This is a genomic window from Stenotrophomonas sp. STK16_22, assembly GCF_051984505.1.
Taxonomy (GTDB): domain Bacteria; phylum Pseudomonadota; class Gammaproteobacteria; order Xanthomonadales; family Xanthomonadaceae; genus Stenotrophomonas; species Stenotrophomonas maltophilia_A.
In genome coordinates this window covers 4,515,384-4,533,660 of record NZ_CP196972.1, presented here as the reverse complement: position 1 = coordinate 4,533,660, position 18,277 = coordinate 4,515,384, and the positions used below count along the sequence as shown (strand labels likewise).

The window sequence follows — 18,277 nt, the reverse complement described above, 5'->3', positions numbered from 1 at the left end:
GTTGCCGCGACGCCTGCTTGCGGCCCGTCTCAGGCCGCGTGAGCGCAGCCACAGCCGGGTGCATCGGCGCTGATATCGGCGTGCACGGTGCCGCCGTGGTCGTGGCCCTCGGCGTCCACCTGCACCGACATCGGTTGCAGGCCCAGGCGTGCGAACAAGGCCAGGTCGCGTTCGCTTTCCGGGTTGCCCGTGGTCAGCAGCTTGTCGCCATAGAAGATCGAATTGGCACCGGCCAGGAAGCACAGAGCCTGCAGTTCGTCGCTCATCGCCTCGCGCCCGGCGGACAACCGCACCATCGAGCGCGGCATGGCGATGCGCGCCACCGCGATCATGCGCACGAACTCGAACGGGTCCAGCTCGGCACTGCCATGCAGCGGCGTGCCCGCCACCTGCACCAGCTTGTTGATCGGCACCGAATCGGGATGTGCCGGCAGCGTGGCCAGCGCCAGCAGCAGGCCGACGCGCTGCGCGCGCGTCTCGCCCATGCCGACGATGCCGCCGCAGCAGGTCTTCAGGCCGGCATCACGCACGTGCTCCAGCGTGTCCAGGCGGTCCTGGTACTGGCGCGTGTGGATGATCGAATCGTAGTAGTCCGGCGCGGTGTCGAGGTTGTGGTTGTAGTAGTCCAGGCCGGCGTCCTTCAGCGCACGTGCCTGTTCGCCACTGAGCATGCCCAGCGTGGCGCAGGTCTCCAGGCCCAGTGCCTTCACCCCGGCGATCATTGCCGCCACCTTCGGAATGTCGCGGTCCTTCGGCGATCGCCACGCGGCACCCATGCAGAAGCGCGACGCACCAGCGGCCTTGGCCTGGCGTGCCTTGGCCAGCACCGCATCGGTTTCCATTAGCTTCTGCGCGTTCACCCCGGTGTCGTAGCGCTGCGCCTGCGGGCAGTACGCGCAGTCTTCCGGGCAGCCGCCGGTCTTCACCGACAGCAACGTGGAGACCTGCACCTGCGAGGGGTCGAAATGCTCGCGATGGACCGCTGCGGCGCGGAACAGCAGCTCGGGGAACGGCAGATCGAACAGCGCCTGCAGTTCGTCGTGTTGCCAGTCGTGGCGGATGGCAGCAGCCATGGCGGGACCTTGGGTACGAGTGGAGCGAGGGCGGCAGTGTGGGTGGGCGCGCGCAGGCTGTCAACAATATTCATGTTTGCATGGTTTACAGTGTTTGCGCTCCGGGCGATCCCGCCCGGAGCGTTGCTTCTGTCGTCGAGCGCGAAAAGCGATCGGCATCAAGGCGTGTGCGGTGTTTCGCTGATCAGCGCGGTCACCTTGCCGAGGATGAAGGGACCGTCATCGAAGTAGCCGTGGCCCCAACCTTCGCGCTGGTCGGCATTGAGGTCATCAAGGGTCCACCAGCTCACCGCGCTTTCTCCCTTCCGGGCGAAGAACGCCTGGCAGGCCGAGATGTCTGCCCACGCCGCAGAGTTGCGATAGACGTTCTCCCGGGTGAAGAAGCGTTCCATGCCGAGCAGAGGCTCATCGGCAGCATCTTCGAAGATGTTGGACACGATGTAGAGCAGCGAACCGGGAAAGAACAGTGAGCGCTCGTTGGCTTCGTCGGCATCCCTCATCGCCAATTGCCGGAACCTCCCGATTCGGTCCTCGTGCTTCGAGATGGCGCGCGCGAACCGACGACACGTCACCGCAGGCGCTTCGAGAATAAGGTCGAACTTCAGATCCGGAAGGATCTGCGCCGCCTGGTCCAACAGCTCGCACAGGAAGATGCTGCCGGCGCTGTGGCCGACGAGCGTGATGCGGGGAATAGAGGCTTCGGACTGCAACTGACTGTGCAGCTCGCGCAGGAATCTGACGCCACCCGATGCGGGGCCGTCGAATGAATCCTGTGCGTCCTTCTTCATGGGATTCCACCAGCCGATGCGCCCCACGTCATCGAGATAGAACTCACGCAGCACTTCTTCCACGATCACGGCAGAGACGGCGCCTGGGCGCCCTCGACCACTCTGCTGGCGCTGCCATACGCGTATCACCAGTCTGGCCACCTTGATGGCCAGCGCGATCCAATTCAATGCCATGGCCTTGTTGGGTGACGGAGTGCCAAACAGTTCCCTGGCCGTGCGCTCGTTGACGATGGCCGCGCGTTCGGCTGGCGGTTCGTGTGCCAGCATCTTGTTGGCGGGCGCCAGCGTCGCCTCCCTGTAATCGTCACGGGCCTCGGCAATGGCTTGGTTCACCTCGGGATCATCAGCGAATTCCTGCGCGAGATCTGACGAAAGGCTCTCCTCGTCGGGTGGCGCGGCGTTGAGGATCTTCATGCCGGGCGTGAGAACCTGCCCGCCGCCTAGCTTTTCCAGGATCTTGTCGTGGACTTTCCTGAAGAGAAGTTTGGCGAGTACTGCACCCAGGATCTCGCCCAGGTTGTTCAACGGAGCTTCGATGTCACCCGTTTCCCAGACGAAGAACAAGGGGTAGGCCTGTGCCCGCACATAGGGGTCATGCAAGGCTTCTGCGATGCGCCGTCCACGCTTCTGCGAAACGCGGCCGCCATGTACATGGATAACGATTCCGGAAGGTGACCTGGCCTGCAGCGCGCGACCGACAATCCGGCGAAGGTCTGATTCCTGCAGCGTGCCATCACGAAGATGGATGATGTGATCCAGCGGGTCGTAGGCATTCATCTCACACTCCATTGTCATTGAGGATGTCGAGAACGAAGCAATTCACGCAGATGTCGGCACGCAGGTGCTGGCAAGCGCTACCGCGATGACGAGCGGTGGCGGCCTTTCGTTGCCGGCGGAGCTGCACCCTCTCCCCAGAGGGCAGCGGCTGCAATGCTACCTCCACGAGGCGCGTTGGACGAACCCGGCAGGAATCGGCCGGCCTTCACGCATGTGGGACGGCGTGCCATTGCTGCCAAAGCATGCGGTTCCCGGCGCGTGAGCGTATTCACCACATCCTGCAAGGCCTTCAGCCACAGTACCCGCTGTCCGCCTTCCTCCGCAGCGTCCAGACTGCCCCGCATGACCGATCTCGACCGCCTCCGCGGCCGCATCACCGCGCTGGTTCTCAGTGAGGCCTGGCGTCGCCGTGCCGCGCTCTGGGGCGGCGCTGTGGCCGTGGCGCTGGTGGCCATCCTGTTCGCCAAGGCCAGCGACGCGGCCTTCCATCTCTTCCAGCGCATTACCTCGCACTCGCCGTGGTGGGCCCTGCTGCTCACGCCGGGCATCTTCGCGCTGCTGGCCTGGCTCACTTCCGGTGTGCTGAAACCCACGCGGGGCAGCGGTATTCCGCAGGTCATCGCCGCGTTGGACAAGGCCGATGAGCCGTTCCGGAAGACTAATCTTTCACCTGCGGTCTCGGCCGGCAAGCTCCTGCTGACCTCGTTGTCGCTGCTCGGTGGCGCATCGGTGGGGCGCGAGGGTCCCACGGTGCATGTGGGCGCCAGCCTGATGTACCTGTTCGGCCGCTGGTTCGGTTTCAAGGATCCCCGCGAGCTCTCGCACTTCCTGCTGGCCGGTGGTGCGGCGGGTATCGCGGCGGCGTTCAACACGCCGCTGGCCGGCATCGTCTTTGCCATCGAAGAGCTCAGTGGCCGCTTCGAGCATCGCTTTTCCGGCACCCTGCTGACCGCGGTGATCGTCGGTGGCGTGGTGTCGCTGGGCCTGCTGGGCAACTACACCTACTTCGGTCATGTCAGCGCGCGCCTGCCACTGGGCCAGGGCTGGCTGGCGATCCTGCTGTGCGGCGTAGTGGCCGGGTTGCTGGGAGGCCTGTTCGCGCGCGCGGTGCTGGCCAGTGCGGCGGGCCGCCCGCGTTGGCTGGGCCAGCTGCGGCAGCGGCATCCCGTGCTGCTGGCTGCAGGCTGCGGCCTGGTGGTGGTGGCGCTGGCGTTGACGTTCGGCGAAGGCGCGTTCGGCACCGGCTACGAGCAGGCGCGAAGCCTGGTGCAGGGGCAGGCGATGGTCGGCCACGAGTTCGGGTTGATGAAGCTGCTGGCGAATCTGGCGTCCTACGTGGCGGGCATCCCCGGTGGCCTGTTCTCGCCGGCGCTGGCGGTCGGTGCCGGCCTTGGGCACAACCTCGCGGTGCTGATGCCGGGTGTGGATCCGCGTGCGTTCGTGCTGTTGGGCATGTGCGCCTATCTGACCGGCGTCACCCAGGCGCCACTGACCTCGGCGGTGATCTCGCTGGAGCTGACCGACAGTGGTGATCTGCTGCTGCCGATCCTGGCCACGGTGCTGATCGCGCGCGGCGTGTCCGGGTTGGTGTGCCGCGTGCCGATCTATCGTGGGTTGGCGGAGTTGTTGATGAAGCCGGCTGCGGCGCCGCCTGAGATTGAGGTCTGCAAAGCTGGTCCCTAGTTCGCAGTACAGTATGCTGCCGCAACATCATCCCGTGCAGCTTCCCTGCCGAATGATTGGCCAGCCCGCGAGGGGCGTAATTGGTAGTCCTGATGGCTAGGCGCTCCTTTAGTTCTATATGGCCGAACTCCAAAATAAAATATTCTTTCCGGACGAAATCATGAGTTCAGATGGCGGTGAGTATTTTCGGCTCTCAGGGCGATTCGAGGATACGGAATTTATTGGAAACACGATTCTCGTGCTCGGCGTCCCATTTGACGCCCCCGATGAGTTCAAGAGGCGAGTTTGGTCGGCCGCGTTGAGCTATGTCGATGGGAATCGCTCAATGGATTACTACTTCAAGCGTTATGGGCACTTAGCTGTTTTTCCTCAGCCCGATCCCTCAAGGGTTAGGTTGTCTACCGTTTTTCAGAAATGCCGGATCGAAGTGGATAGAGTGGCAGCTCAGCTCGCGAATGGTGTTGAGAGGGAGGCGCATTTGGGCCTTTTTGCTGCGGAATCTGCGCTCATGAGGTTGAAGCCAAGTTTTGAGTATGCTTCGTTTCTTCTAATGCAGGGTGCCACGTACGAATCCGCTGCGATTCTTCGTTTATGCCTGGAGCAGGTTGCTTGGGCTTACGATATTCATGAGATTGATGATCGAACAATATTTGATAAGAACCCAACGAGATCTATATCGAAATTGAAGAATGTCGAGTCGCGTGTTGGACGACTGTATTCTCATTTGAGTGACTACACTCATATCCAGCCTCGGTTGCAGAGAGAGTACATCGATTTTTCTGGGGAGTACGCGGCAGTTCGCTTTCGAGATTTTGAGGCGGCTCTTGAGATGTCAAATACATACATTGAAGTTGTTGATGTTTATGTGGCTGTCACTGAGTATGTTTCGCGTAAGTATTTTTCGGGCGGCCAGGCATGGCTGACGGATGTGGACGGGAAATTCTTGAGGAATCGTCAGTACACGTCATGTGATTTGGCGGAGGTATCGTGACGGAACTACTGGAAATGCCTGGACCATCCAACAGGCCCACCCACCCTCTGAGGTCAGTCATTGACTATGGTTTCTATGGCCGTTCACTGAAAGGTTGAATTCACCTTTGCTGATAGACAGATCTAGGTGGACTGGACGAGTCTAAGTGATGCGCACTTTCTGCAAGGTCGGCACCTGGTTTTCTGGCTCTCTTCGCGTTCTGCTGCCACTGCGCTGTCTGGTCTGCAACTATGCTGGCCACGATGGTCTGGACCTGTGCGCCGCGTGCTATGCGGAACTTCCGTGGTCCGGTCGCGCCTGCCTGCGCTGCGCATTGCCGCTGCCCGACAACGCGTTGATCGTCTGCGGAACCTGCCGCGAGGAGGTGCCGCCACAGGCCGCCACGCATGCCAGCCTGCTGTACCTGCCGCCTGTGGATCAGCTGCTGGTGCGCTACAAATTTCATCAGGATCTCGCAGCCGGACGCCTGCTCGCGCAACTGATGCAGCGCGCGCCGCCGCCCTGGTGGTGTCCGCCACTGGTGCCGGTACCGCTGCACCGGCGCCGCCTGCGCCAGCGCGGCTACAACCAGGCGGCAGAACTGTGCCGCCTGCTGCCGATGCCGGTCTGGCAGGGGCTGTACCGGCGGCGGCATACCGCGCCGCAGTCTGAGCGTACGGCCGAACAGCGCAGGGAAAACCTGTTCGATGCGTTCGATGTACGTGGTCCGGTGCCGCCGCGACTGACCGTGGTGGACGATGTGATGACCACCGGCAGCACGGTGATGGAGGTTGCGGAGACGCTGCGGTGGGTGGGAGCGGACGAGGTGCGGGTATGGGTCTGCGCGCGGGCGCCGTGATCGCCCTCTTCATCACCAGGGGCTAGGATGAGCCCGGTTCCGGATCGAAGGAGTGGCCATGAATTCCCCCTTGTCTCCCCTGTTGTCGGCGGTTGGGCGCAGCTGGTGGATCCTGCTGCTGTACGGGCTCGTCGCACTGGGTTTCGGCATCGTTGCCATCGGCTGGCCGCTGTCTGCAGCCATGGCATTGGCATGGACGCTGGGTGTGATGGCCATCGTTGAAGGTGTCATCAGCCTGTTCGCACTGGTCAGCGGCGGCAGCGGTGCCTCGCGCGGCTGGCTGGCGCTGTATGCCATCGCCTCGCTGGGTTTCGGCATCCTGGCGGTGATCAATCCGCTGGCCACCGCCAGCGTGCTGGTGCTGTTCCTGGCAGCGTGGCTGCTGGTGGCCGGCATCTATCGCATCGTGTTCGCGATCCGCGTGCGCAAGCAGATCCAGGGCGAGTGGCTGCTGATCCTCAGTGGCGTGCTGGCGGTGGTGCTGGGCGTGCTGTTCGCGGCCAACCCGTATGCGGGTGTGGCAGTGACCACGCTGTGGATTGGCATTGGCAGCCTGCTGTATGGGCTGCTGCAGGTGCTGGTGGCATTCAAGTTGCGGAAGTTGAAGTGAGGGCTGCGCTTCCCCTGTTGCTGGGCATGGCGTTGATCCTGACCGGATGTATGCCGGGCGCCACACCCGGTGTCTTGGCAGGCAAGGATCATGCACCACGCCCCGGCGTGGATGTGCGCCTGAGTGCGGTCGATGCAGCCGGCAAGGGCACATCGGTGCAGTGGCAGGGCGAGACCCTCGCCCTGCGCGAGCCCCCGATTGCCGGCAGCGCGGATATTGCCGATGTGCGCTATGTGCTGGATGAAGGCAAGCAGCCGGGCCTGCAGATCCGCTATCGGCCGGAGGCACATCAGCGCATCCACGATGGCACCGCTGCCTTGGTGGGCCAGCGTGCGGCGCTCAGCGTGGATGGCCGCGTGCTGATGGTGGCGACGGTGCAGGGACCGTTCGGCGAATCGATGATGCTGAGCGGCTTGTCCAGCGTTGCCGAGGCGCGGGAGCTGGCCAAGCACATCACTGGCGAATGACGGGCGCGCCATGAACCCGCGCTGCGCGCGGAGGTCGACCCAGGTCGACCGCTACCGGGCGAACCGTGCTTCGATTTCTTCCAGCGACTTGCCCTTGGTCTCCGGCAGCCAGAACGCGGCCACCAGGAAGAACACGAAGGTGCACGCCGCCCAGAACACGAACATGCTGGCGTAGCCATAGTGGCCCACCGTGGGCAGGAAGATCGCGGCGATAGTGGTCGACACGAACTGGTTGATCAGCAGCGCGATGCTCATGCCGTTGGAGCGGATGCGGTTCGGCATCAGCTCCGACAGTGCCAGCCATACGCAGACGCCGGGGCCGACCGCGAAGAATGCGACGAACACCAGGATGCAGGCGGCCACTGCCCAGCCGTGTGCCGGTGGCGGCACCGGGCCGATGCGGGCCTGCTCGATACGCAGCGGTGCCTGCGCTGCAGCGGCCGGATCGGCGAACGGGTTCAGATGCAGTTTGCGGAAGAACGCGCCGATCACGCTGTCCGGCTGCACGGCGCCGGCACGCTCGATGCGCAGCTCGCGGTCGGTCAGGTTGTCGCTGCGCAGGGCGCGCACATTGGTGAAGTCGCCATAGGCATACGACACGGTCAGCTGCAATGGCCGGCCTTCGCTGTCGATGCCAGCGCCAAGGCGCTGCCACTGCGCATCATCCAGTACCAGTTGCAGCCCATCGCCGCTGACCGCCGCCTGCAGCTGCGGCTGCACGTCGGTGCGGCCGCGTTCGGCCTGGAAGAACAGCGTGGCGGCGGCCAGCAGGGCCACGCAGATGCCGCCACTGCCGAGCATCAGCAGGAACTTGCGGCCCTTGCGGTCGACCAGCAGCAGCGCGACCACGGTCATCACCGCATTGAGCAGCTTGATCGCCACGTCGGCACCGTTGGCCACCGAGCCGGACAGGCCGGCCTGGTTGAGGATGTTCACCGCGTAGGCCAGCACCGAGTTGATGCCGGTGGCCTGGGTGCAGGCCAGCACTACGCAGGCGAGCAGGAACGGCACCACGTAGCGGCGGCTGAGCAGCGGGTCGCGCTTGCCGCTGCCGCTGCTCGATTCCGGTGCCTGGATCTGTGCAAGCGTCGGCTCCACCTCCGAAGCGGGCAGCACGCGCTGCAGGCTGCGGCGCGCATCATCGATGCGGCCGCGACGCACCAGCCAGCGCGGCGATTCGGACAGCCAGAAGATGCCAGCGCAGAACAGCAGGCCCGGTGCCAGGCAGGTCCAGAAGATGGTGCGCCAGGCGTGGTCCTTCACCGTGAACAGTTCCTGCGCCTGCTGCGCGACCGGCAGTGAGCGCACGGCTTCGGCGGCGGCATCCACGGCGTGGGCGTGGTAGAGGCCGATCAGGGCAGCCAGCACCAGGCCAACGGTCAGCAGCAGCTGGAACATGGCCGCGCCGCGCCCGCGTCGCTCGGGGCTGAGCACTTCGGCCAGGTACAGCGGAATCACCACGCCGATCAGGCCGCCACTGATGCCCTGCAGCAGCCGGCCGAGCAGCAGGGGCGTGTAGCCGGATGCCAGTGCCATGATCGGGATTGAGGCAGTGAACAGCAGGCCGGCCAGCAGCATCGCACCGCGGCGGCCGATCAGGTCGGCGACCATGCCGGCGAACAGCGAGGACAGCACGCTGCCGAGCAGCACTGCCGCGACGACGAAGCCGAGCTGCTGGCTGCTGAGCTGCCAGGCGTGGCTGGCAGTCGCTTCAAGATAGGGCAGGGCGCCGGCGATGATGCCGATGTCGATGCCGTACAGCAGGCCACCGAGGCCGCCGATGAAGAGCAGGTAGCGTACGGGCCAGCGCGGAGCGGTGCTTGCAGTCATCGGCATATCCCAGGAGGCGTTTCGGTGCGGATTGCCTTCGTAGAGTCGAGCTTGCTCGACTGACCGCGCGGGGCGCGGCAGAGCAGTCGAGCAAGCTCGACTCTACAAAGGCGGTGCGTCAGGCATTTCCGGCGTTAAGGAGCGGCGGCACGTCAGGCGTTTGCGGCGTTCAAATCAACTACGCGCCCGCCCACCACCACCTGCTGCAGGCGCAGCTCGGCGTCCAGCACCACCAGGTCGGCGCGGGCGTCGGGCGCGATGCGGCCGCGATCGTCCAGGCCCAGGTAGTCCGCCGGGAAGGTGGAAACACGTTGCGAGGCATCGGCCAGCTCCAGGCCGACGCGCACCAGATTGCGCAGCGCCTGGTCCATGGTCAGTGCGCTGCCCGCCAGCGAACCGGTAGCGAGGCGCACGCAGCCGCCGCACTTGTGCACGCGCTGCTCGCCCAGCGCGTACTCGCCGTCGGGCATGCCGGTGGCGGCAGTGGCGTCGGTCACTGCGTACAGGCGCGGGATCGCGCGCGCGGCCAACCGGATCACGCCGGGGTGGATGTGCTGCAGGTCGGGAATGATCTCGGCGTACTGCGCATGTGCCAGCGCCGCCGCCGCAATGCCCGGGCGATAGTGATCGACGCCGGTCATGCCATTGAACAGGTGGGTGAAGCCGGAGGCGCCGGCCTGCAGTGCCGCCACGCCTTCCTCATAGGTACCGGCGCTGTGGCCGAGCTGTACGCGGATGCCCATCGCCGAGAGCGCGGGAATCAGCGCGGTGTGCTCACCGATTTCCGGTGCCAGCGTCATCACCCGGATCGGTGCCAGCGCATGCAGCTGCTGCACCAGTGCCAGCGTCGCCTCGATCGTGCGGTTGGGCTGCGCACCCAGACGCTGCGGGCTGATGAACGGTCCTTCCAGATGCACACCGACGATGCTGGCGGCGTCGGCATCGGGTGCCGCCATGGTGGCGGCCACGCCCTGCAGCGCGTGCTCGATCTCGTTGAGCCCGGCGGTCATGGTGGTCGCCAGCAGCGTGGTGGTACCGAAGCGCAGATGGGTGCGGGCGATGGTGCGTGCTACGTCGCCGCCCTGCATCAGGTCCACGCCGGCCGCGCCATGCACATGCAGGTCGATGAAGCCGGGCAGGATCACCGGCAGCTGCAGGTCGTCAGCGCCGCTGTGGTCATCCACCTGCAACTGGCGCACGTGCGAATCGAAGTGGACGTGGCCACGCCGCCAACCCAGGGGGGTGAGGATGCGGCCATGCAGGGTGCGGGTGTCGGTCATGCGGTGGGCTCGGCGATGATCACTTCGATGCCCAGCCGCTGCAGCCCCTCACGGGTTGCGTCGTCAATGCCGGCGTCGGTGATGATGGCGTGGATCTGATCCAGCAGGGCGATGCGGTGCAGGCTGACGCGGCCGAATTTGGAGGCGTCGGTCAGCACCACGATACGGCGCGCACGCTCGACCATGCGATGGTTGAGGCGGGCTTCGGCTTCATCGTGGGTAGTCAGGCCGAACTGCAGGTCCAGGCCGTCCACACCCAGGAACAGGGTGTCGAAGCTGTACGAATTGAGGCTGGCTTCGGCCTGGCTGCCCTGCAGCGACAGCGACTGCTGGCGCAACAGGCCGCCGGTCAGCAGCACGTTGATGCCGGCCGCGTTGGCCAGTTCCCAGGCGATGTTCAGCCCGTTGGTCATCACCGTCACGTCGCGCTGCGTGCGCAGGTGGCGGGCCAGGGTCATCGTGGTCGAGCCGGAGTCGATGATGATGTTGTCACCAGGCCGTACCAGGCGCGCGGCACACGCGCCGATCGATTCCTTCAGCGGCAGGTTCAGTGCGTCCTTTTCGTGGATGTCCTGTTCCTGCGGCGGCGTGCGCACCAGCGTGGCGCCACCGTGGGTACGGTTGGCCAGGCCCTGCGATTCGAAATGGGTCAGGTCGGCACGGATGGTCACCGCCGACACGCCGAAGCGCTCGACCAGATCGGCCACCTGCACCGAGCCGTGCTCGATCAGCAGCTGCAGGATCTGTTGCCGGCGGGAGCGGGTGTTGCGCATGGCCATTCTCGGTGTCGCGGGGAAAGGTAGAGATTAGCCGTTCGCAGCAACGGCGGCAGCCGAACCTGCGTGGTGCGAGCGGGTTCCGGCCTGGTTGGCGCTGCAGGCACGGGCGTACTCACCCAGGCACAGGCCGATACGGTGCTGCACCAGTGCGGTGGGGGTGTTGGCCAGGGTGCCTTCGCGCACGGCGCGGTACTGTTCCGGCAGGTACTGGCTGAGCAGCACCAGCGGCGGCGCGTGCTGTTCTAGGTTGGCGAACAGGGTCTGCACCGCCTGTACCAGCGCCGGCTCGCCCCAGTAGTAGCGGCAGCGGTCGCTGAAGGAGTAACTGCGCAGCAGGCGCAGCGCTGCCCCATCGCCCTGGTAGTAGGACTGCCAGTACTTCGGCTGCGCCACCATCACCTCGTCCAGCATCTGCGGCAGGCGCGAGCGTTGTGCGGCCGGCAGCAGTTCTGCCTCGATCGCGGCCAGCGCGAACAGCGCTTCGCGGTAGGCGAAGGTCGCCGCCGGGCCGACCTTGAGGATGGCGAAGTGGTCGCGCACCAGCGCGTGCAGGCCGCTTTCGCGCTGGTAGTCGGTGGAGTGCGCCTCGAACACGATGCGTGGCTGCTGTTCCAGGAAGTCGGCCAGCGTGCTGGCGGCGGCCGGGTCGTATTCGTGCACGCTGCTGTGGTCGAAGTCGACGCCCGGCTGCACCACCATCGCGATCACGCGCTGCCACGCATCACGCAGCTGCGGCGTGTCGAACGCCTGCTGGTGGATGGCCAGGGTCTGCGCGGCGGCGGCCGGCGTGGTCACCTGCAGTCCCTCGGCAAGCGAGGCTTCTCCACCGGGAATCGGCACCTCGGTACCGATCACGTAGACCGGCGGCGGCAGGCCGTGTTCGGCGGCGGTGCGTTCGGCGATCTCGGCCAGCTCGGCCGAGCGTGCGGCAACGATGGCATCGGGCAGCGGCACCGGGTCATCGGCGCAGGACATGCTGCAGTCGAGATGGATCTTGTGGAAACCGGCGGCGACGTAGGCTTCGATCAGCACGCGCGCGTGGGTCATCGCTTCGGCAGCCGGGCGCTTCTGCCAGGCATTCGGGCCAAGGTGGTCACCGCCGAGGATCAGCCGCTCGCGCGGGAAGCCTTCCTCATCGGCCAGGGTACCGACGTAGTCGCGGTACTGCGGCGGGGTCATGCCGGTATAGCCGCCGAACTGATCGACCTGGTTGGAGGTGGCCTCGACCAGCAGCACGGTGCCGTGTGCCAGCGCCACGTGCATGGCCGCGCGCAGCACCTGCTCGTTGCTGCAGCAGACGCTGTACAGGCCGACGTTGGCACCGGCGCGGTGGGAGGCAAGCAGGGTCTGCAACGGGGACATGGTCAGGCTCCGGACATCAGGAAAACGAGGGTTGGCAGGCGAGCAGGGCGGCACCACGTGCGCCACCGGCATCGCCGAAGCGCGGCGGCACGATCGGCGGTACCTGCACGCCGTTGAACAGATGGGCAGCGATGGCCGACGGCAGCTGCTGGTACAGCGGCGCGTACTGCGAGAGGCCACCGCCGAGCACGATCACGTGCGGGTCCAGCGCCAGCACCAGCGCGGCCAGGCTGTGGCCAAGCAGATCGCGGTGGATGTCCAACGCCTTGCGCGCACGTGCATCGCCGGCTTCGGCCAGGGCGATCACGGCGCTGGCGTCGGCGGCGCTGCCACCGAGGTGGCGCTCGATCATCGCCACACCGCTGCCGGACACATAGCGCTCCACGCAGCCCTGCAGGCCGCAGCCGCAGTCCAGCAGCGGCAGGCCGTGGCGCTGCAGCAGGTGGCCGGGCACGCTCCAGTGGCCGCATTCGCCGGCCAGGCCGTTGAAGCCGGACAGCAGCCGGCCGTGCAGGCAGAAGCCGCCGCCGGCACCAGTGCCGAGGATGGCGCCGAACATGCTGGGGTAGCCGTCAGCCGCGCCGCCGTGCGCTTCAGACAGGGCAAAGCACTGCAGATCGTTGCCGAAGTGGAGCGGGCGCTGCAGGCGCGCCTGCAGATCCTGCGCCACGCATTGGCCGGTCAGTGCAGGCACGTTCGCGCTGAGCTGGCGGCCGCTGCGGCGGTCACGCACGCCGGGCAGGGCGATGCCGATGGCCGCATCGCTGCGGCCGAGGGCGGCGTCCGCCTCGGCCACCAGCGCCACCACCGCCTGCAGGAAGCCGTCGTAGTCACCCTGTGGGGTGGCCACGCGGCGGCGCCAGGTGACCTGCATCGCCGCATCGCACGCCACCAGCTCGATCTTGGTGCCGCCGATGTCGATGCCGTAGCAGGCGTGGGCGATCAGCTCAGCCATGGTGGATGGTGACGCCCTTGACGACGCGGTTGACGGTGCCATCCGGGAACGGGTTGTCCGGGGTCAGGCCAAGCGCGGCCGAGCGCTGCAGCGCGAACAGCTGCGCGAAGCCCAGCCACACCGGCGCCAGCCACGGGTCGTCCAGTGCCGGCACGGTGAGGGTGTATTCGTCATCGGCGCCGATGTCCGAATGCGGGCCGATCGCCAGCACCTGGCCGGCCACGCCGTCGCGGCGCAGTTCTTCCAGCAGGTCCTGTTCGTAGCGGCGCGCCAGCGGCTGCACGCTGCGCAGCACCACCACCAGGGTGTTGCCATCCAGCGTCGACTTCGGCCCATGACGGAAGCCCAGCGGGGTGTTGGCCAGCGCCAGCACGCGGCCAGCGGTCAGTTCCAGCACCTTCAGCGCGCACTCGCGTGCCAGCGCTTCCAGTGGGCCGCTGCCGAGGTAGATGATGCGGTTGAACGGGCGCTGCGCCAGCGCCGCCACCGGTGCGTCCCACTGCGCCTGGCCTTCGCGGGCCAGCGCGGCGATCTGCTTCAGGCGCGCCACGCGCGCATCCCACGGCGAACGATCGAACACGGTCAGCGCGGCCAACAGCATGCAGGTCAGGCTGCTGGTCATGGCGAAGGCGCGGTCGCAGCTGGCCGACGGCATCAGCAGGGTGCAGGTATCGGCACGGCCGGCGCCACGTCGGGCCAGTTCGCCATCGGCATTGCAGGTGATGTCGAGGAAGCGCGCGTCATCCACGTCGCTGCGCACGCGGTCGACTGCCGCCACGCTTTCCGGGCTGGAACCGCTGCGGCCGAATGAGACCAGCAGGGTCGGGCGGTCGCGCTGCAGGTACAGCGCCGGGTGGGTCAGCAGGCTGGTGGTGTGCACCACGCGCACATCGGCTGGCCACTGCGCGTTGATCGCATCGGCCACCATCTCGGCAATGAAGCCGGAGCTGCCGGCGCCGGTGAACAGCACGCGCTGGTTGGGATCGTTGAGGCTGTCGCCAAGGAAGGCCTGCAGGCGGTCGCGGGCACGCGACAGGTCCTGTGCGAGGGCGTCCCACAGCGCGGGCTGCTGGGCGATTTCGGTAGCGGTATCGGCTCCGCCAAGGCGCTGCCAGGCGGACACATCGGAAAGCAGGGTGACGTCCATTCGGAGGTTCCAGTTGGGCCAGCGCACCATCTGCGTTTTCTTTCGAAATGTCAAACATCGAAAGTAAAAAGAAAGAAAATGGGGTGATGACTTTTCCCGCCGTGGAGTGCTCCGAAAAACGAAAGAACGAGCCGAATTCCGTATCGCACAATGCTTAACAGGATCCTGCAAGCGTTTACACAAAGTATTGCGGCGCAACAACTTTCGTTTCAATGGAATATATCTTCCTTTTTCCTTTCAATTTGTTGACATCTTTCGAATCGCTGCCCTAGAGTCGGCCCAATCGCTTTCGAAACGCCCGGTGAACGGGTTGGGAGTCCGCGTGGAAATCTGCGTTCGTCGCTCGCCGCTGATGCTGGCCCTGTTGCCGGCATTGATGCTGGCGTCCATGCCGGCCCGGGCCGAGCCCGTCGGCAACCTGCGTTCGGTCAGCGCCAGCGCCAGCCGCGACGGCGTGCAGGGCTGGGATCTGCAGACCGACAAGGGCGCGCGCATCCGCATCGAACTGCCGGCCACCGACATCATCCGCGTGCAGGCCGGCCGCAACGGCAAGCTCACCGGTGCAGGTGACAAGGCCGCACCGATCGTACTGCCGCAGCCCAACGCGAACGTGCGGGCGCAGCTGGAAGAGGACGTGCAGGAAATCCGCGTGCGCACCGATGCACTGGTGCTGCATGTACAACGGCAGCCGCTGCGCCTGCGTCTGGAGCGCTTGGACAACGGCCAACCCACCGCCCTTTGGCAGGAGCTGCAGCCGCTGGACCTGGATGCCACGCAGAGCGTGCAGGTGCTGTCCTCGCAGGCCGGTGAAGGCTATTACGGTGGCGGCCAGCAGAACGGCCGTTACCAGTTCAAGGGCCGCGAGCTGGAAGTGTCCTACTCCGGCGGCTGGGAAGAGGGCGACCGCCCCAGCCCGGCGCCGATGCTGCTGAGCAGCCGTGGCTGGGGCATGCTGCGCAATACCTGGAGTGATGGCAGCTACGATCTGCGCGAGGCCGACCAGGCCACGCTGCTGCACCGCGAAGACCGCTTCGATGCGTACTACTTCGTCGGTGCCGACCTGCCGAAACTGATCGAGCGCTACACCCAGCTGACCGGCCGCCCCAACATGGTCGCGCGCTGGGCGCTGTCCTACGGCGATGCCGATTGCTACAACGACGGCGACAACAGCAAGAAGCCCGGCACCGTGCCCGAAGGCTGGAGCGACGGCCCGACCGGCACCACCCCGGATGTGATCGACAGCGTGGCCAAGCAGTACCGCGCCCACGACATGCCCGGTGGCTGGATCCTGCCCAATGATGGTTACGGCTGCGGTTACAAGCAGTTGCCGGAAACGGTGAAGGGCTTGGCCAAGTACGGTTTCCGCACCGGTCTGTGGACGGAGAACGGCGTCGACAAGATCGCCTGGGAAGTGGGCAAGGCCGGCAGCCGCGTGCAGAAGCTGGACGTGGCCTGGACCGGCAAGGGCTACCAGTTCGCGATGGACGCCAACCGCCAGGCCTTCAACGGCATCCTGGACAATTCCGATTCGCGCCCGTTCCTGTGGACGGTGATGGGCTGGGCCGGCATCCAGCGCTATGCGGTGGCATGGACCGGCGACCAGAGCAGCAGCTGGGATTACATCCGCTGGCACGTACCGACCCTGGTCGGTTCGGGCCTGTCCGGCATGGCCTACGCCAGCGGCGACGTCGATGCGATCTTCGGCGGCAGCGCCGAGACCTTCACCCGCGACCTGCAGTGGAAGGTGTTCACCCCGGTGCTGATGGGCATGAGCGGCTGGTCGTCGAACGCGCGCAAGCACCCGTGGTGGTACGACGAGCCCTATCGCAGCATCAACCGCGATTACCTGAAGTTGAAGATGCGCCTGACCCCGTACATGTACGGGCTGGTGCACGAGGCTGCGCAGACCGGCGCACCGCCGGTGCGTGGCCTGATGTGGGACAACCCGCGCGATCCGCATGCGCAGGATGAAACCTACAAGTACCAGTTCCTGCTCGGCCGCGACCTGCTGGTGGCGCCGGTGTACCGCAGCCAGGCGGCAAGCCGTGGCTGGCGCCGCGACATCCACCTGCCGGCCGGCGGCTGGATCGACTACTGGGATGGCCGCCGCGTGCAGGCCGCCGCCGATGGCCGCCAGCTCGACCGCCAGGTTGACCTGGCCACGCTGCCGGTGTTCGTGCGCGCCGGTGCGATCCTGCCGATGTACCCGTCGATGCTGTTCGACGGCGAGAAGCCTCTCGATGAAGTGACGTTCGACCTGTACCCGCAGGGCGAGTCGCAGTACACGCTGTACGAAGACGATGGCAATACGCGCCGCTACCAGCAGGGCGAATCGAGCACGCAGCAGATCCGCGTGCAGGCGCCGGCGCAGGGCAGTGGCCCGGTGCAGGTGCAGATCGATGCGGTGCAGGGCAAGTACAACGGCCAGCTGGCGCAGCGTCGCTATGGCCTGCGCGTGCTCAGCCGCCAGGCGCCGCGCGCGGTGCAGGCCGGTGGTCGCGCGCTGCCGGCGCTGGCCGATGCCACCGCCTTCAACAGCGCCAACGAAGGCTGGTACTTCGACGCGCAGGAGCGCCGCGGCACGCTGCATGTGCGCACGGCTACACAGGACATCCGCCAGCCACTGCAGCTGCAGCTGGACTTCGCGGTGGCCGCCGCGGCCGCCGACGATGCCTATCCGGCGGCGCCGGTGCTGGGCCGCGAACTGCCGGCCGACAGCCTGCTGGTGGTGAATCGCCCGGCCGAAGAACCCGGTCATGCGCTGGAGAATGCCTTCGATGATGATCCGGGCACCTGGTTCCGCAGCGTGCGCAACCAGGCCGTGCGCACCGGTGCGCACGAGTGGGTGATCGGCTTCGGCGAGCGCAGGATGATCGACGGCATCGACATCGCGCCGCGCAACGATAAGAACTGGAAGCACGGCCAGGTACGCGACTACGAGGTGTACCTGGGCGACAGCAATGGCGAGTGGGGCGAGCCGATCGCCCGCGGCCGCCTGCAGCTGAAGGAAGGCGTGCAGCGCATCGACTTCCCGGCCCACGCGGGTCGCCTGCTGCGTTTCCGCGTGCTGAGCGTGCAGAACCCCGAAGGCGACGGCGCCAGCAGCACCGACCCGATGGTGACCGCCGCACAGGGCACCGCCCGCGCCTTCGATGCATTGCAGCCGCGCGATGTCGGCCCGATCGCCTTGTCCACCTTCCACATTCTTGAACACCAGGAACCGGAGCGACCGGCCCGGCAGCGCTATCTCTCCGAGCTGCCGGTGCCGGCCGCGCTGGCCAGCCAGGTGCGCACCGACCAGTCGTTCCGTGGCGACGCCGGCATGCGCATGAACGGCCTGCAGTTCCGTCGTGGCCTGGGCGTCGGCGCCAACAGCCGCATCGACCTGCGCCTGCAGGGAGGCTGGCACCTGCTGCGCGCCGACCTCGGCATCGACGACGCCTGCCGCACTGCCGGTGGCCTGCAGTTCCAGGTCTGGGGTGACAACCGCCTGCTGTACGACAGCGGCCTGGTCAAGGCGCCCGGCGTGGTCAAGCCGGAGCTGGACATCCGAGGCCTTTCCACCCTGAGCCTGCGCACGCTGGGTGCACAGGGCAGCCAACCCGCCCAGGTCTGTGCCAACTGGGCCAACGCCGTGCTGATCGGCCAGGAGGGCGACTCCGCCAGCATCGTCGCCCCATGACTCCCTCGTAACACC

The 18,277-nt window shown here is 66.2% G+C and carries 14 protein-coding genes; 6 read left to right on the top strand and 8 right to left on the bottom strand.

Annotated elements, in window-relative coordinates:
- Window positions 1-29: 29 nt before the first annotated feature.
- Window positions 30-1,073, bottom strand: coding sequence for a biotin synthase BioB (bioB, locus tag ACSYAO_RS20940; protein WP_149908933.1), 1,044 nt, complete (start codon window positions 1,071-1,073; stop codon window positions 30-32).
- 158 nt (window positions 1,074-1,231) lie between these two features.
- Window positions 1,232-2,638, bottom strand: coding sequence for a hypothetical protein (locus ACSYAO_RS20935; RefSeq protein ID WP_049461694.1), 1,407 nt, complete (start codon window positions 2,636-2,638; stop codon window positions 1,232-1,234).
- A 342-nt stretch (window positions 2,639-2,980) separates the two neighbouring features.
- Between ACSYAO_RS20935 and ACSYAO_RS20930 the strand changes: the two genes are divergently transcribed.
- The 5 genes from ACSYAO_RS20930 (at window position 2,981) to ACSYAO_RS20910 (ending at window position 7,227) form a co-directional block, all read left to right on the top strand.
- Window positions 2,981-4,321, top strand: a complete 1,341-nt coding sequence (locus ACSYAO_RS20930; RefSeq protein ID WP_049461695.1) for a chloride channel protein — start codon at window positions 2,981-2,983, stop codon at window positions 4,319-4,321.
- Window positions 4,322-4,439: 118 nt separating this feature from the next.
- A complete protein-coding gene (locus ACSYAO_RS20925; RefSeq protein ID WP_049400856.1) occupies window positions 4,440-5,312 on the top strand; it encodes a hypothetical protein in 873 nt (290 codons plus the stop codon).
- A gap of 148 nt (window positions 5,313-5,460) precedes the next feature.
- Window positions 5,461-6,150 (top strand): ComF family protein, encoded by a 690-nt coding sequence (locus ACSYAO_RS20920; RefSeq protein WP_049461696.1) that lies wholly within the window; start codon window positions 5,461-5,463, stop codon window positions 6,148-6,150.
- A gap of 58 nt (window positions 6,151-6,208) precedes the next feature.
- The gene (locus ACSYAO_RS20915; RefSeq protein ID WP_049461697.1) at window positions 6,209-6,760 is read left to right on the top strand and encodes an HdeD family acid-resistance protein; all 552 of its coding nucleotides are present in this window, start codon (window positions 6,209-6,211) and stop codon (window positions 6,758-6,760) included.
- On the top strand, window positions 6,757-7,227 hold the full coding sequence (locus ACSYAO_RS20910) for a SecDF P1 head subdomain-containing protein (protein ID WP_049461698.1): 471 nt from the start codon (window positions 6,757-6,759) through the stop codon (window positions 7,225-7,227). The genes ACSYAO_RS20915 and ACSYAO_RS20910 overlap by 4 nt, the downstream gene beginning before the upstream one ends.
- 51 nt (window positions 7,228-7,278) lie before the next feature.
- On the opposite strand, the gene ACSYAO_RS20905 is transcribed toward ACSYAO_RS20910, so the two are convergent.
- The 6 genes from ACSYAO_RS20905 to ACSYAO_RS20880 all read right to left on the bottom strand — a co-directional run bounded on the left by ACSYAO_RS20905 (window position 7,279) and on the right by ACSYAO_RS20880 (window position 14,580).
- The gene (locus ACSYAO_RS20905; RefSeq protein WP_049461720.1) at window positions 7,279-9,057 is read right to left on the bottom strand and encodes an MFS transporter; all 1,779 of its coding nucleotides are present in this window, start codon (window positions 9,055-9,057) and stop codon (window positions 7,279-7,281) included.
- A 152-nt stretch (window positions 9,058-9,209) separates the two neighbouring features.
- Complete coding sequence (gene nagA, locus ACSYAO_RS20900; RefSeq protein ID WP_049461699.1) at window positions 9,210-10,337, bottom strand: N-acetylglucosamine-6-phosphate deacetylase; 1,128 nt, start codon at window positions 10,335-10,337, stop codon at window positions 9,210-9,212.
- Window positions 10,334-11,110: a DeoR family transcriptional regulator gene (locus ACSYAO_RS20895; RefSeq protein WP_049461721.1), complete on the bottom strand. Its 777-nt coding sequence runs from the start codon at window positions 11,108-11,110 to the stop codon at window positions 10,334-10,336. The genes nagA and ACSYAO_RS20895 overlap by 4 nt, the downstream gene beginning before the upstream one ends.
- Window positions 11,111-11,143: 33 nt before the next feature.
- A complete protein-coding gene (locus tag ACSYAO_RS20890) occupies window positions 11,144-12,478 on the bottom strand; it encodes a D-tagatose-bisphosphate aldolase, class II, non-catalytic subunit (protein ID WP_134951679.1) in 1,335 nt (444 codons plus the stop codon).
- Window positions 12,479-12,494: 16 nt separating this feature from the next.
- Window positions 12,495-13,433 carry an ROK family protein gene (locus tag ACSYAO_RS20885; RefSeq protein WP_440566268.1) on the bottom strand — a complete coding sequence of 313 codons (939 nt, stop codon included), beginning with the start codon at window positions 13,431-13,433 and terminating at the stop codon, window positions 12,495-12,497.
- Window positions 13,426-14,580: an SIS domain-containing protein gene (locus ACSYAO_RS20880; RefSeq protein ID WP_032127084.1), complete on the bottom strand. Its 1,155-nt coding sequence runs from the start codon at window positions 14,578-14,580 to the stop codon at window positions 13,426-13,428. The genes ACSYAO_RS20885 and ACSYAO_RS20880 overlap by 8 nt, the downstream gene beginning before the upstream one ends.
- Window positions 14,581-14,902: 322 nt before the next feature.
- Here ACSYAO_RS20880 and ACSYAO_RS20875 point away from each other — a divergent pair, with 322 nt between their 5' ends.
- Window positions 14,903-18,262, top strand: a complete 3,360-nt coding sequence (locus ACSYAO_RS20875) for a TIM-barrel domain-containing protein (protein WP_049461701.1) — start codon at window positions 14,903-14,905, stop codon at window positions 18,260-18,262.
- Window positions 18,263-18,277 lie beyond the last annotated feature (15 nt).

Bases quoted from the DNA above. Each gene is read 5' to 3' on its own strand.
- nagA (WP_049461699.1), bottom strand. From the start codon at position 10,337: ATGACCGACACCCGCACCCTGCATGGCCGCATCCTCACCCCCCTGGGT.
- ACSYAO_RS20895 (WP_049461721.1), bottom strand. From the start codon at position 11,110: ATGCGCAACACCCGCTCCCGCCGGCAACAGATCCTGCAGCTGCTGATC.
- ACSYAO_RS20925 (WP_049400856.1), top strand. From the start codon at position 4,440: ATGGCCGAACTCCAAAATAAAATATTCTTTCCGGACGAAATCATGAGT.
- ACSYAO_RS20880 (WP_032127084.1), bottom strand. From the start codon at position 14,580: ATGGACGTCACCCTGCTTTCCGATGTGTCCGCCTGGCAGCGCCTTGGC.
- ACSYAO_RS20920 (WP_049461696.1), top strand. From the start codon at position 5,461: ATGCGCACTTTCTGCAAGGTCGGCACCTGGTTTTCTGGCTCTCTTCGC.
- ACSYAO_RS20915 (WP_049461697.1), top strand. From the start codon at position 6,209: ATGAATTCCCCCTTGTCTCCCCTGTTGTCGGCGGTTGGGCGCAGCTGG.
- ACSYAO_RS20890 (WP_134951679.1), bottom strand. From the start codon at position 12,478: ATGTCCCCGTTGCAGACCCTGCTTGCCTCCCACCGCGCCGGTGCCAAC.
- bioB (WP_149908933.1), bottom strand. From the start codon at position 1,073: ATGGCTGCTGCCATCCGCCACGACTGGCAACACGACGAACTGCAGGCG.
- ACSYAO_RS20905 (WP_049461720.1), bottom strand. From the start codon at position 9,057: ATGACTGCAAGCACCGCTCCGCGCTGGCCCGTACGCTACCTGCTCTTC.
- ACSYAO_RS20930 (WP_049461695.1), top strand. From the start codon at position 2,981: ATGACCGATCTCGACCGCCTCCGCGGCCGCATCACCGCGCTGGTTCTC.
- ACSYAO_RS20935 (WP_049461694.1), bottom strand. From the start codon at position 2,638: ATGAATGCCTACGACCCGCTGGATCACATCATCCATCTTCGTGATGGC.
- ACSYAO_RS20885 (WP_440566268.1), bottom strand. From the start codon at position 13,433: ATGGCTGAGCTGATCGCCCACGCCTGCTACGGCATCGACATCGGCGGC.